Consider the following 14,025-nt stretch of genomic DNA (forward strand, 5'->3'; position numbering starts at 1 on the left):
GCTTGGGGCCGATTTTACCCAACCCGATGCCTATGTATCCGTCATCATTGGTTGGGGCCTTATGTTGAAGGTCGATCTGACCGCCTATCCGAAGGCTCTTGCTCTGCGCGAACGCGTCATGGCGCGTCCTGCCGTACAGAAGGCTCTAAAAGAAGAAGGCTTGATCTAAAGCGCATCCCGAAAGGTGTGAAACGGCGTTCGGACAAAGATGCGCGTTAAAACAGAAAATTAGAGCGCCGATCGGATCCAATCAGATCGAAACGCGCTCTAAACACTCAAAGCCCGCTGGCAAACTGTCGCCGCGCTTTTTGATTCCAAAACGATGAATTGAAATCTGCTTGCATACACTTGATGCAAGCGACGAAGCTTAAATTCTAACTATTCTCACGAACATGCGGAGGGTTCGGTGTCAGCGCGTTCGAGGAAGGGGCGCGCTGTCATATTGATGTTGGTCGCTATGATGAAGATTTTACAGAATCTATAAGTTCTAAAGCTTTTCAGAGATTGATTACTGAAGACTGCTGGAGCGTCTTTCGCGCAACAGACACAATACACGTCTATAAGTTTGATGATCCGCTTAACTGATTTTTATGACATACATATGCGGACTAGACCTAACTATAATCGTTAAATTACAACTAGTTGTACATTCCTTCACCGAAGACCTTTGTCGCCTTCGATAATAGATTGCGGGTGCGCCTGAATTTAGTTTTGACAAAAGCCGGTGATTATCAATCAAATGTAAAATGAGCTTATTGACATATGTCGAACAATGAGTGATTTTTGTCATGCGTGGTCAAGGAGGATACCGTGCGGACGCTATTGAAAGTTGAGAGCCTGAAAAAATCGTTCGGCGGTGTTGCGGCACTTCGCAATGGCCAGCTGGAACTGCGTGCAGGTTCGGTCCATGCGCTTTGTGGCGGCAATGGCGCAGGTAAATCCACGTTCCTCTCCATTCTGATGGGTATCCAGCAGCGCGACGGCGGCAAGATCTGGCTGCGCGGCGAAGAGGTTCAGTATTCGACGCCTGCGGAAGCGCTTAAATCCGGTATCGCGATTATCGAACAGGAGCTGAGCCCTGTTCCGCATATGAGTGTTGCAGAGAATATCTTTCTTGGTCGTGAACCTTCAGCACGATTTGGCGGCATTGACTTCAAGAAGATGAACAGTGAAGCGCAGGCGCTTCTGGATCGTCTGGAGTTTGACATTCGCGCGACACAGGTGATGAGCCAATTGTCGGTTGCACAGATGCAGCTCGTGGAAATCGCCAAGGCGTTCAGCCACAATGCCGATGTTATCTTCATGGATGAGCCGACATCGGCCATCGGTGAAAAGGAAGCGCAGCAGCTGTTCAAGGCAGTCGAACGTCTCAAGGCTGAAGGCAAGGGCATTGTCTATGTCTCGCATCGCCTGTCCGAGATTTTCCAGATCGCAGATTCCTATACGGTTTTCCGCGACGGCGGTTATGTCGGTTCGGGCGCGCTGAGGGATATCGACCGTCCCGAACTGATCCGTCTGATCGTTGGGCGCGAGCTTGGCGAAGAATTCATCAAGACCAACGAGCCTACCGATCAGATTGGCTTCGAGGTTTCCGATCTCGTTCTTCCTGGCAAGATCGAAGATATTTCGTTCTCGGTCCGTAAAGGCGAAATCTTTGGCATTTACGGCCTGATGGGTTCGGGTCGTTCCGAAATTTTCAACTGCATCTTCGGTCTCGACAAGGCAAGCAAGGGCGAGATTCGGCTTGAGGGCCGCGCCCTCAAAGTGGGCAAGCCTGCTGATGCAATGGCTGAAGGCATTGCCTTTGTCACCGAAGACCGCAAGCTAACGGGACTTAACCTCACAGACAGTGTGCGCGCCAATATCTGCCTTGCCAGTCTTCCTGAAATGAGCCCGTCATTTGTCATGCGTCAGCGCGAAGAAGCTGAAGCAAGCGCTAAGATGATCGCGCATTTCGGCATCAAGGCAGCACGCGACACGATGCCGGTTTCCGGTCTTTCGGGCGGCAACCAGCAGAAAGTTGTGCTGGGGAAATGGTTCTTGCGCAATCCGCGCCTGTTGTTGCTCGATGAGCCGACACGCGGTGTGGATGTGGGCGCAAAACGCGAAATCTATCGCATCATCTGCGAATTCACTGCGTCAGGCGGCACCGTCGTGATGATTTCATCTGAAATCGACGAGGTTCTGGGCATGTCCGACCGTATCCTCGTGATGCGGCAGGGCCGGTCGGCTGGCGTCTATGACAGGGCTGACACTGACGCACAAAAGCTGGTGCATCTGTCAACCTGATGGCGGGCGTTGATCTAAGCGCATCCCAAAAAGCGGGAACCGGTTTTCGGGATGCGCGTAATGCAATGCTTTGCACGCTTGATTGAGATTAGGCCTGACACTGGCAGGCTGGGAAGAGGCTGGAAAACGTGAGCAATATCGAGAAAACACAAACGAACAGCTGGTTCGCTTCCGAGAAGCGCCGGTTGATCATTCAGGAATATGGCATTTTCCTAGCCTTCCTGCTTCTGGTCTTCATTCTGTCGGTGTCGAATCCATACTTCCTGACAACGGGCAATATTTCAAACGTCCTCCTGCAGACCTCGATCAACGGTGTGCTGGCAATCGGTATGACGTTTGTTATTCTGACGCGGGGCATTGACCTATCTGTCGGCTCAGTTGCAGCGCTCACAGGTATTGTTGCAGCCAGCCTTGCCACGACATCTGCCGCTGCAAGCGTTGCGGGCGGCCCTTATCCGGCAATCGTCGCCATTGCTGCCGGTCTTGCAGTCGGTTGTGCGTGTGGCGCATTGGTTGGCTGGATTGTTTCGCGTTTCTCGGTGCCAGCATTCGTAGCAACGCTCGGTATGCTGTCGGCTGCACGCGGCATGACGCTTATCTACGGCGGCGGTAAGCCTGTACCTGCACTGATCCCGGATTTCCGCTGGATCGGAACTGCCAAGATCATGGGCATCCCGATGCCTGTCATTATTCTGGCTATTGTCTTCATCGGGGCCTGGTGGGTTCTCACACGCACGCGCTTTGGCCGTTATGTCTATGCTGTTGGCGGTAATCCACATGCAGCAAAGACATCGGGTATCAATGTCACCCGCGTCCGCTTCTCTGTTTATGTCATCTCCGGCGCACTTTCCGGCCTTGCAGGTATGATGCTTGCTGCCCGCACCGGCTCCGCGCTGCCGCAGGCCGGTATTGCTTACGAACTGGATGCAATTGCTGCGGTTGTTATCGGCGGCACCAGTCTTTCGGGCGGCGTAGGCCGTGTCACGGGAACGCTGATTGGCGCGCTCATCATTGGCGTCATGAACAATGGTCTCGATCTGATGGGGATCGAATCTTACTACCAGCAGGTTCTCAAAGGTGCGTTGATCGTCGGTGCAGTCATGCTCGATCAGAAACGCAACCAGAGCGCCTGATTTCTAAAAATTCTGAATTGCCAGTTTCATGGCGTAACCAAAGCCGCACATTCAATCATTGCGGATATTGTGGAGGAGAATACCAATGAAGAAACTGCTGATTGCCCTGGCATCGGCTACGGCTCTGCTCGCAGGCGCCGCAAATGCTCAGGAAAAGCTGAAGATTGGCGCAGCCCCTTACGGCCTGAACGCTGAATTCATGCAGATCTGGTCTGAAGCGCTGAAAGAACATCCAGCTGTGAAGAGCGGCGAAGTTTCGCTGACGGTTTTCGACGGTCGTTATGACGCGCTCGTTCAGCAGGAACAGTTCAACACCATGATCACCCAGAAGTTCGACGCGATCATTTTCGTGCCGATCGATGTTGAAGCCGGTGCGACTGCCGTTCAGGCAGCTGCCGATGCAAACATTCCGGTTGTTGGTTCCAACACCCGCGTAAACTCTGATCTTCTGGCTTCTTATGTCGGTTCTGACGATGCAGTTTCCGGCTACATGGAAGCCAAGACCGTTCTCGACAAGATCGGCTGCAAGGGCAATGTCGTCATCATCGAAGGCCCGATTGGTCAGTCGTCGCAGGTTTCGCGTCTCGAAGGCAACAAGAAGGCGCTTGCTGAATGCCCGGACGTGAAGGTTCTTGAACAGCAGACCGCAAATTGGTCGCGCGCTGAAGCACAGACGCTGATGGAAAACTGGTTGACCGCACACAAGGGTGAAATCAACGGTGTGATCGGCCAGAACGACGAAATGGCTCTCGGCGCGATTGAAGCCATCAAGTCGGCAGGCCTCAAGGTTGATGACTTTGCTATCGCCGGTATTGATGGTGTGACCGATGCGCTTAACGCAGTTAAGGCCGGTACTATGACGTCGATCCTGCAGGATGCACGCGCTCAGGCGCAGGGTGCAATGGACCTCGCAATCTTCCATGCGAAGAAGGGCGACTACAAGCCACAGTCCGACATCTGGGCTCAGTATCCTGACATGCCGTTCAACGACGGTAAGGACAAGGAATACAATGTTCCTTGGACGCCAGTAACTGCCGACAATGTCGACAAGCTGCTCGAAGCACGCAAGTAATAGAGAACAGCGGGATGGGCAGCCCCCGGCTCATCCCGCAACCCAAACATTCCGCTACCCTCAACACCGAGGATCAAACAATGTCCGACCAATCTCCCCAAATCGACCTGAACTTCCCGCTCAACGGTAAAGTTGCTCTGGTAACTGGCGCTGCTTCCGGTATTGGCGCGGCCGTTGCTGAAGCCTTCGCTGCCAAGGGTGCAAAGGTTGCTGTGCTTGATATCAATGCTGATCAGGCGCGTGCCAAGGCAGAAGCGCTTGGAGACGGTGCAAAGCCTTTCGTCTGCGACGTATCTGATCCGGCTTCGGTGAAGGCTGCGGTATCAGGCGTGGTCGAGGCATTCGGACAGATCGATATCGCTGTAAACAGCGCCGGTGTTGTTTTCCTCGCTCCCGCCGAAGATCTGACCATTTCCGATTGGGATCGCACGATTGCAATCAACCTCAAGGGCAGCTTCCTCGTCACGCAGGAAGTGGGCCGCGCCATGATCGCTGCAGGCAAAGGCGGCAAGATCGTCAATCTCGCCTCGCAGGCCGGTACTGTTGCGATTGAAGAGCATGTTGCTTACTGCGCGTCGAAGTTCGGTGTTATCGGCATGTCGAAAACCTTTGCTGCCGAATGGGGCAAATACGGCATCACCGTCAACACGATCTCTCCGACCATTGTTCTCACAGAACTGGGCAAGAAGGCCTGGAACGGCGAAAAGGGTGAAGCTGCCAAGAAGCGCATTCCAACTGGACGCTTCGCGTTTCCGGAAGAAATTGCAGCCGCCGCAGTCTTTCTGGCGTCAAGCGGTGCGAACATGATAAATGGTGCCGACCTTCTGATCGATGGTGGCTACACAATTCTTTAACAAAGCGAACGGTCTGACGATCGTTCGGGGCCGAAAATACGGCTTTAAAATTATAGAGCGGGAACTCATCTCTCGCCTTCGATAGGTGCAAAATGCAAAGATTTATCAATAACCCTGATGAAGTGGTCGAAGATACCGTCAAGGGTTTCATCAAGGCGCATAAAGACCTGGTCCGGCTTTCGACGGAAAACCCTCGCGTGGTTGTCGCGAAAGATGCACCTATCGAGGGGAAAGTTGGCGTTATTACCGGTGGTGGATCGGGCCATGAGCCTGCTTTCATCGGCTATACCGGCAAGAACCTGCTTGATGCTGTTGCCGTTGGAGAACTGTTCTCTTCCCCAACCGCCAAGAGCTTCTACGATGCTGCTCGTGAAGCCAATGGTGGCAAGGGCGTCGTCTGCCTTTATGGCAACTATGCCGGCGACAACATGAACGTCAAAATGGCGATCAAGCTTGCTGCCAAGGCCGGAATTGAAGTTCTGACCGTCGTTGCCAATGATGATGTCTGCTCAGCTCCTGCTGACGAACGCGAAAAGCGTCGCGGCGTTGCTGGCGAAATCTTCATGTGGAAGGTTGGCGGTGCAAAAGCTGCATCGGGTGCAAGCCTTCAGGAAGTGCAGGCAACGGCACAGAAGGCCATCGACAATTGCCGTTCTATCGGCGTTGGCCTTGGTCCGTGCACGCTGCCAGCCGTCGGCCATCCAAACTTTCAGATCGAGCCAGGCACGATGGAAGTCGGTATCGGCCATCATGGTGAGCCGGGTGTCCGCGTCGAACCGTTGAAGCGTGCTGACGAAGTTGCCAAGGACATGAGCAAGATCGTTCTCGACGATCACAATTTGCCCGAAGGCACCGAAGTTGCGGTTCTGGTTTCCGGACTTGGCGCAACGCCAATCAACGAGCTTTATATCCTCAACGATACCATCGAGCAGGAAATTACCGCGCGCGGCCTCAAGGTTTATCGCACCTATGTCGGCAACTACTTCACGTCGCTCGAAATGGTCGGTGCGACGCTGACAGTCATGGCGTTGGATGATGAACTGAAAGCACTGCTGGATGTAGAAGCCCGCTGCACGGCGGTTTTGTAAGAAAGAGGCATATCATGCAGACATTCAAGAATGCCGGATCGGGTGAGATCGTTCTTTCGCTTGCAGACCGGATTATCGAAAACAAAGCCTACTTAAGCGAAATCGACGGCAAGATCGGCGATGGCGACCATGGTGTGAACATGGCCAAGGGTTTCGGCCTCGCAGCCGAACGCCTGCGTGGTAAAGACGTAACGCTTGCTGAAGGTCTTGATACGCTCGGAACCGTTCTGCTGACCGAAATCGGTGGCTCGATGGGCCCGCTTTACGGCGTGATGTTCAACGAGTTTGCAGAAAAGCTGGAAGGCGTCGAAAATATTGATGCAGCCACGTTCAGCACCATGCTTCATGCAGGTCTTGAAGGCATCCAGTCGATCGGTTCGGCAAAGCTTGGTGACAAGACGCTGCTCGACACGCTGATCCCGGCAATCGATGCTTTTGACGAAGCAAATGGCAAGGGCCAGTCTTTTGCTGAGAGCCTGGACGCTTTGTCGGCGGCTGCTGAAGCCGGTCGCGACTCCACACTTAATCTCGTGGCTAAGATCGGTCGCGCGAGCCGTCTCGGTGAGCGTTCACTGGGTGTCCTTGATGCGGGTGCAACATCCTGCGCACTGATTCTGACTGACCTTGCAGCACAGGCAAAGAGCCGTTTGCAGTAAGGCTTTCTGTCCCGATTTTGAGTTTGGCGTCTGAAAACTGTGTGGGTCCACACGTTCAGGCGCCAAATTCGTTTCATCATGTTGCAATTGCGTTTGAACGCTTTCATGTTTGCTGCGCAGGAGAGAGGCAACAGAAAATCGCATGACGCTCAAGCCCAACCCATCGCGCAAGGTCGGCAAGCCAAAGACCGGTACAAGCGAGAATTCGATCACGATTCCCATGCGTTATGGCGATGATCCCTATGTGTGGGCCTGCTGGCTTTATTACGAAGACGGCCTGACGCAGAGCGAGATTGCCGATGTCATGGGCATTTCGCGCGCAACCGTGAATAGCTATCTGGCCGAAGCGCGCGATAAGGGCATCGTCAACATCTCTCTTGAGGGTGGGCGGTTGGAATCGCTGTCTGTTGCTCAGGAGTTGAAGCGCCATTTCGGCCTGACAGACTGCCTTATCATTCCGCATGACGACAATGCCCGCCCGCTGATTGATCGGCTTGGGGTTGCGGGCGCACATGCGCTTAACAAGATTCTCAAATCCGGCGATACACTCGCGGTTGCCTGGGGACGGACGGTGCTTTCGGTCGGCGAGCAGACCGCTATAGGCTCGTTACAGGACATGACCGTCGTGCAGGCGACAGGCGGCACCACGGCGTCATTTCCCTATACGCCCGAACGTTGTGCGGCAGCACTTGCAGAAGCTGTTTCGGCACGCTGCGTGAATATCATGGCACCCGCTATGGTGCGTTCGCAGCAGACGCGGGATGTGTTGCTCGAAGAGCCTTTGCTTCAGGAACAGTTTGCGACCCTTGAGAATGCCAATCGCATTCTCTTCGGTGTGTCGTCGCTTCGTTCCAATTCCACCATTCACACCAGCGGCTTTTTTGAATCGGTTTCTCTGCAGCAATATCTTGCAGCGGGCGCTGTCGGTGTTGTGGCAGGCCGTTTCATCGATGAGCGTGGGAAGCCGGTTGCAGGTCCGCTTGATGAGCGGACAATCGGCATTTCGCTCGATAAGCTGCGGCAGATTCATACCCGTATTGCGGTTGCAGGCGGTTTCGACAAGGTGCCAGCACTTCTGGCAGCGCTCCGCGGCGGTTTCATCAATGTGCTTGTGACCGATGCTGCGACAGGACTCGGTATTTTGCGCGCCGATGGTGTGATTGATCTTGATGCGCGTCTTTCGCAGAAGCCCAAGACCAATCAGGTTCCTACAGCTTTTCGCGTGCGGGTGAAGAAGCTCCTCAACAATCCAAACGAAGTGGTTGAGGAAATGCTCGACGGTATTGTTCGGGCCCATAGCAAATTCGTGCAGCCGATTGGCGGCTCCAACCGGGCACTGGTCGCGCGAGATGGTCCGCGCCCCGGCAAGGTGGGGCTTGTCATTGGCGGTGGTGCCGGTCACGAGCCATGCTTTGTGGGCTATGTGGGCAAGGGACTGGCTGATGCTGTTGCGGTCGGCAATGTCTTCTCGTCGCCTCCACCCGATCCGATTGTGCAATGCGCGCTGGCAGCTTCCAACGGCGAAGGCGTTCTCTTCGTCTATGGCAATTATGCCGGCGACGTTATGAACTTCGAGATGGCGGCTGAAATGGCCGAGGAAAAGGGCGTCAGGATCAAGACGGTTCTGACCACCGACGATATCGCTTCATCGCCAATCGATGACAAGGACGGACGCCGCGGCGTGGCAGGTAATTTCTTCGTCTTCAAGGTGGCAGGTGCTGCTTGCGACAAGGGCTTGTCGCTTGATGCCTGTGAGATCGTTACCCGCAAGGCCAACTCGCGGACTTATACGATCGGTGTGGCTCTTGAGCCGGGTTCATTGCCGCAAACCGGTCGGCATAATTTTGAAATCGGCCCTGAAGATATGGAAATCGGCGTTGGCATTCACGGCGAGCCGGGTGTATCGCGTGATCGCATTCGTCAGGCTGATGAAATTGTTGACGGCATCATGGACAGAATCTTCAACGAAATGAAGGCTGTACCGGGTGATCGCGTGGCGGTGCTGGTCAATTCATTCGGAGCGACACCGCTGATGGAACTTTACGTTCTCTATCGGCGTGTGGCGCAGCGACTTGAAGCCAAGAATATTCACATTGAAGCCAACTGGATCGGGCATTATTGCACGTCTCTGGATATGGTCGGAGCGTCGATATCAATCATGCATCTTGATCATGAGCTGTCGGACCTGCTGCTGCATCCATGTGAAACGGCAGGCCTCAAAATCAGCTAAAGGCTGTGTTTGGGTTCTATCGTTTCACTGTGCCTGAAAGTAAATTAGCATACGCCTTATGACGAGCGTCGCGCGTTGCAGTTGTAAGGTTTGAGGAGAAAATCCATGTCGGAAACTGCGGCTCGTCGTCTTGCCCATATGTTTGATGCTGTGTCTGCGTCGCTTGAAGCGGAACGTGATCGGCTATCCGAACTTGACGGCGCAATTGGCGACGGCGACCATGGAACGACAATGGCTCTGGGCTTTCAGGCCGTGCGCAGTGAATTGTCGAAGCTTAATCTCGACGAAACTGACATTTCAACGGTTCTAAATACGGCAGCAACCGCATTCATTAATGCGGTCGGCGCATCAACTGGGCCGCTTTATGCCACAGGCTTCCGCCGTGCAGCGCAGGCAACGGCAGGCCGCAACGATCTTGATCTGGCGACGTGTGCGACCATCATTGAGGCCATCGGCGTTGGCATTCGTGAGCGAGGCCACGGACAGCGTGGCGACAAGACAATGCTTGATGCCTGGCTGCCTGCCGCTGAAGCTGCGCAAACGGCGGTGAATGAAAATCAAAGCGCGGGCGAATTCTGGAATAAGATTGTCTCAGCTGCCACGGCCGGTGCGAACACGACCCGATCCATGATTGCAGCCAAAGGGCGTGCCGCGCGTCTTCGCGAACGTTCGCTTGGTCACATTGATCCAGGGGCTGCATCGACGGTCATCATCCTGCAGGCGATGGCGGCATCGGCAAAGAGCTGAGGGCTGGCTTAAAAGCGGAAGCTTGGAGAGTAATAATAGAATATTACTCGAGTTTCCCGCGTCCTAATATAATTTCAATTATTGAACCTCGTAGGATATCAGTCCCAAGCAAACTGGCTGATGTCTGGCAGACGTATCGGTCCAATGCGGACTGACCCTATAGAGCCCTTGGTTAAGTGCGCCAGAAGTCTTCTGTTTCTCGGCATAGACTGCGGGATCGGCGAGGCGACAAGCCTAAACGCACCGCCTTCATTCTCATACTTTCCCCAAAATTTGGATCGTTTGCAGTACTGGTTTCATCAGCATCTAAGATGCTGATGTTTTCAACCTAAGAGCTGACGCATGTTTGGGAAATTGTTTCGGCGTTGGCGTTTCAAACGAAACGTCAGGTTCTTAATAGCTGACGATTGATAATCTATAAATTCACTAGAATTAATTATCGAAAGCTCGTTATGAACATCACATCGCGTGAACAGGAGTTCTGGCTGCAGGCCGAAGAGGGCGCTCATAGCGGGCAGACTCAGCGGATTGTCTTGCGCAAGCTGCCGCGTCGGCGGCGCGATATTCGCCCATCTTTTATCCTGCAAAGGCTCGGTGCGACGGTAATTTCTGTTCTCGGTTCAGTGTCTCTGGTGTTCTTCCTGATTTTTGCAACCGGCAGCCCGGCTACTTTGCTCGCGGGCGGACAGGCGACGAAAGAAGAAATTGCAGCGCTGAATGCCAGCTATGGGTTTGATCGCCCTGTGATTGAGCAGTATGGGCAGTTTTTGTTTAACAGTCTGCGTGGCGAGTTTCCGAAATCCCTGCGTTTTGACATCCCTGCGGTTGATGTTCTGGCGCCTGCCATACCACTGACGCTAGTGCTGGTTTTGACAGCGCTTCTGATCGGTTCAGCATTAGGGCTGATAGCTGGCTATCTATCGGCCACCTCATCGAACCGGTTTCTCCGTGAAGGCCCGCTGGCACTTTTAACCGTTGTGCAGTCCACGCCTGTTTTTGTGACCGGCATTCTTGCGGTTCTATTCTTCTCGTTGACGCTTGGCTGGCTGCCGACGGGAGGCAGTGGCAGTCTGCGTCATCTCGTTTTGCCCGCGATGACTTTGTCTCTGCTGATCGCTCCACCCGTAGCGCGGCTGTTTCGCACCAGTCTTAAACAGCAGCAGGGGGCAGACCATGTCCGCACTGCTTTATCGAAACAGATTTCGCTCGGTCGTGTGCGTTTCAGGCACATCGCAAGCAATGCCCTCGTTCCTGTGATTGCACTCTTGGGCACGCAAACGGGAACCCTGTTGGGCGGCGCTGTTCTGACAGAAACAGTCTTTGGCTGGCCGGGTGTTGGCACGGTTCTGGTTAGCGCCGTTGGTATGAAAGATTACCCAGTCATTCTGGCGGCGATTGTCTTGATCGCCCTGACTGTCAGTCTTTGCAATCTGCTCGCTGATCTTTTCATCGCTATTGTTGATCCGCGAAGTGCGGTGGCAAAATGAGTGAAATTTCCACTTCTGAAATCCTTGATATCCCGCGCGAAATTCCAACGCCAAAGTTGGCTTTGAGAGGCAAGATCGGCTTGCTGATCATCCTGCTCTGGGTGGTGGCTGCCATTTTTGCACCGCTCCTCGCTCCCTATGAGCCCAATTCCAGTGATCTGATGGCGTTTCTGCAAGAGCCGTCATTCAATAGCGGGCATTGGCTCGGCACCGATGATCTTGGTCGAGATATTTTAAGCCGGGTGTTTTACGGCGCACGGCCTGTTCTGCTGGTTGCAACCATTGCAACGCTTCTTTCCGCTTTGATCGGAAGTCTGCTGGGTATTGTTGCAGGATTGAGTAACCGTTTGATCGACCAGATCATTGCCCGGATCGCTGAAATTCAGTTAACAATACCTGGTCTGGTTTTGGCGCTTCTCGCACTGGCATTGTTTGGTTCAAGGCTTGAGAACCTAATCCTTATTCTGGCGCTCGAAAGCTGGCCTCTGCATTTTCGTGTCTCGCGTTCCTATACGCTGAATGCGCGCAATCAGGGCTATATGGAAGCTGCATGGCTTGCAGGCGTTCCGCTTTGGAAGTCCGTTCTGCGCCATATCGTGCCAGGCCTGTTGCCGCTGCTGATTGCAACGTCAACGATAAGCGCTGCCTTCATCATCATGACAGAAGCCGGTCTCAGCTTCATTGGTTTGGGTATTCAGCCGCCAACTGCCGATTGGGGTCTGATGATCGCCCAGGGAAAATCGCAGCTAGGCGCCGCCTGGTGGCTGTCGCTTATGCCAGCTCTCGCTCTGCTCAGCCTTCTCTTTGGTGTGCAGCTTTTGGGTGATGCCCTTTCAAGCAGGCTTTCCGCGCGCGAAACAGGAGAGCCAGCATGACAATTATCAACACGCTTCTGTCCGTTGAAGGGCTGGTTGTCAGGTCAAATGAAACGGCACTTGCAGGTCCGGTGTCATTCACGCTGAAACAAGGCGAAACGCTTGGGATTGTTGGTGAATCCGGTTCCGGTAAAACCCTCACGGCAATGGCTATTGCCGGGCTTCTGCCGCAGAGCCTTCATGCCGATGGACAGAGTTATCTCGATGGGGCACCACTCGCGCTTGGCATATCTGATCGTGGTCGTGACTTTAGAACGTCACAGATTGGTGTGGTTTTTCAAAACCCGACAACGGCTCTTAATCCGCGGCTGAGCGTTGGCGCTCAGCTGTTTGAAGCCCTGTCGCCTGCCATGCGCGGCGATAAGGCCAAGGCTGCGACTATCTGCCTGCACCTTTTGGAAGAGGTAGGCATCAGCGAGCCGGTGAAGAAGCTCACCGCTTGGCCACATGAACTTTCGGGCGGGCTGGCGCAGCGCGTTGTCATTGCGATGGCTTTGGCGCGGCAGCCGAAACTGCTTATCGCGGATGAGCCGACGACAGCACTTGATGTAACGGTGCAGGCGCAAATTCTTGATCTCATTGCCCGACTGCAAAAACGTCATGGGTTCGGTGTTCTGCTGATTACCCACGACATGGGCGTGATCCGGGATCGAGCGGATAGTGTTGCTGTCATGGATGGCGGGGCGATCGTTGAAAGCGGCGCTACGCTCAATCTTTTTACAAATCCCAAGAGCCGCGCTGCGCGATCACTTCTGAAGGCAAGCGAGCTGGTTTTTGCGACCGCGAGTGGTGTGCTTCATGATGCTGCTTCCCAACCTCCACTTGTTGAAGTGAAGGCTCTTCAAAAGACATTCCGCAATGGCCCGCGCGCGCTTGGTGGTGTCGATATTTTGGTGAAGGCTGGAACGACACTGGGGATTGTCGGCGAGAGTGGTTCGGGTAAAACCACGCTGGCGCGGATTATTGCTGGACTGGAGCGCGCAGATGACGGCCATATCCTGATTGATGGCAATGTTCGACCTCCGCGGACACGCTCAGACCACGTACAATATGTGTTTCAGGACCCGTATTCGTCTCTCGATCCACGCATAAGCATCGTGAACACAGTGGCGGAACCCTTGCTTGCCAAGGGGCTTCGCAAAGCTGAAGCTTTGAGAATTGCGCAAGGCTTGCTTGAAGAAGTCGGTATCCATCCCGCTTTGTGGCATCGCTTGCCGGGACGTTTATCGGGAGGACAGCGCCAGCGCGTAGGTTTCGCGCGGGCGATTGCACCCAGCCCCAAACTTCTCATCGCCGATGAGCCAGTTGCTGCACTCGACTCCACATCGCGGGAGCGCGTGCTTGCCTTGATGGAAGACATGCAGCGTCGGCATGGCACTGCGCAAATGCTCATTTCTCACGATTTATCGGTCATTGCACGGCTTTGTCGCGAGGTCGTGGTGATGCGTGGCGGTGAAATCGTCGAACGCGGCGAAACCCGCCGCATCTTTGGGGCTCCTGCTCATCCTTACACTCGACAGTTGCTTGCGGCCATTCCCGGCAGAAAGCCGCTTGTCGCTCCCAAGTTCTGAATCTGAACACAAAAACTGGAAAA

Annotated in this window: 11 protein-coding genes and 1 pseudogene; all 12 read left to right on the plus strand. The window is 54.2% G+C overall.

Features of this window, described 5'->3' with window-relative positions; genetic code table 11:
- Positions 1-169, plus strand: a pseudogene (gene gst / locus ABWV94_RS20740) (glutathione transferase); the annotation flags it as partial.
- Positions 170-810: 641 nt separating this feature from the next.
- A complete protein-coding gene (locus tag ABWV94_RS20745; RefSeq protein ID WP_353415217.1) occupies positions 811-2,289 on the plus strand; it encodes a sugar ABC transporter ATP-binding protein in 1,479 nt (492 codons plus the stop codon).
- 128 nt (positions 2,290-2,417) lie between these two features.
- Positions 2,418-3,422: an ABC transporter permease gene (locus tag ABWV94_RS20750; RefSeq protein WP_007880217.1), complete on the plus strand. Its 1,005-nt coding sequence runs from the start codon at positions 2,418-2,420 to the stop codon at positions 3,420-3,422.
- Between the two features lie 85 nt (positions 3,423-3,507).
- Complete coding sequence (locus ABWV94_RS20755) at positions 3,508-4,494, plus strand: substrate-binding domain-containing protein (protein ID WP_064322108.1); 987 nt, start codon at positions 3,508-3,510, stop codon at positions 4,492-4,494.
- A gap of 80 nt (positions 4,495-4,574) precedes the next feature.
- Positions 4,575-5,348 (plus strand): SDR family oxidoreductase, encoded by a 774-nt coding sequence (locus tag ABWV94_RS20760; protein WP_064322107.1) that lies wholly within the window; start codon positions 4,575-4,577, stop codon positions 5,346-5,348.
- Positions 5,349-5,440: 92 nt separating this feature from the next.
- The gene (locus ABWV94_RS20765; protein ID WP_079213536.1) at positions 5,441-6,436 is read left to right on the plus strand and encodes a dihydroxyacetone kinase subunit DhaK; all 996 of its coding nucleotides are present in this window, start codon (positions 5,441-5,443) and stop codon (positions 6,434-6,436) included.
- 14 nt (positions 6,437-6,450) lie between these two features.
- Positions 6,451-7,092, plus strand: coding sequence for a dihydroxyacetone kinase subunit DhaL (dhaL, locus tag ABWV94_RS20770; RefSeq protein ID WP_113497356.1), 642 nt, complete (start codon positions 6,451-6,453; stop codon positions 7,090-7,092).
- A gap of 142 nt (positions 7,093-7,234) precedes the next feature.
- Entirely contained in the window at positions 7,235-9,322 is a 2,088-nt protein-coding gene (locus ABWV94_RS20775; protein ID WP_151563588.1) for a bifunctional sugar-binding transcriptional regulator/dihydroxyacetone kinase subunit DhaK, read from the plus strand.
- A 105-nt stretch (positions 9,323-9,427) separates the two neighbouring features.
- Positions 9,428-10,069 carry a dihydroxyacetone kinase subunit DhaL gene (gene dhaL / locus ABWV94_RS20780; protein ID WP_064322104.1) on the plus strand — a complete coding sequence of 214 codons (642 nt, stop codon included), beginning with the start codon at positions 9,428-9,430 and terminating at the stop codon, positions 10,067-10,069.
- Between the two features lie 452 nt (positions 10,070-10,521).
- Positions 10,522-11,556 (plus strand): ABC transporter permease, encoded by a 1,035-nt coding sequence (locus tag ABWV94_RS20785; protein ID WP_353415218.1) that lies wholly within the window; start codon positions 10,522-10,524, stop codon positions 11,554-11,556.
- The gene (locus tag ABWV94_RS20790) at positions 11,553-12,431 is read left to right on the plus strand and encodes an ABC transporter permease (RefSeq protein ID WP_112806511.1); all 879 of its coding nucleotides are present in this window, start codon (positions 11,553-11,555) and stop codon (positions 12,429-12,431) included. The genes ABWV94_RS20785 and ABWV94_RS20790 overlap by 4 nt, the downstream gene beginning before the upstream one ends.
- Positions 12,428-14,002, plus strand: coding sequence for an ATP-binding cassette domain-containing protein (locus ABWV94_RS20795; RefSeq protein ID WP_353415219.1), 1,575 nt, complete (start codon positions 12,428-12,430; stop codon positions 14,000-14,002). Before ABWV94_RS20790 ends, ABWV94_RS20795 begins: the two co-directional genes overlap by 4 nt.
- Positions 14,003-14,025: the final 23 nt, after the last annotated feature.

Source organism: Brucella sp. NBRC 12953, from assembly GCF_040369775.1.
GTDB lineage: Bacteria > Pseudomonadota > Alphaproteobacteria > Rhizobiales > Rhizobiaceae > Brucella > Brucella pseudogrignonensis.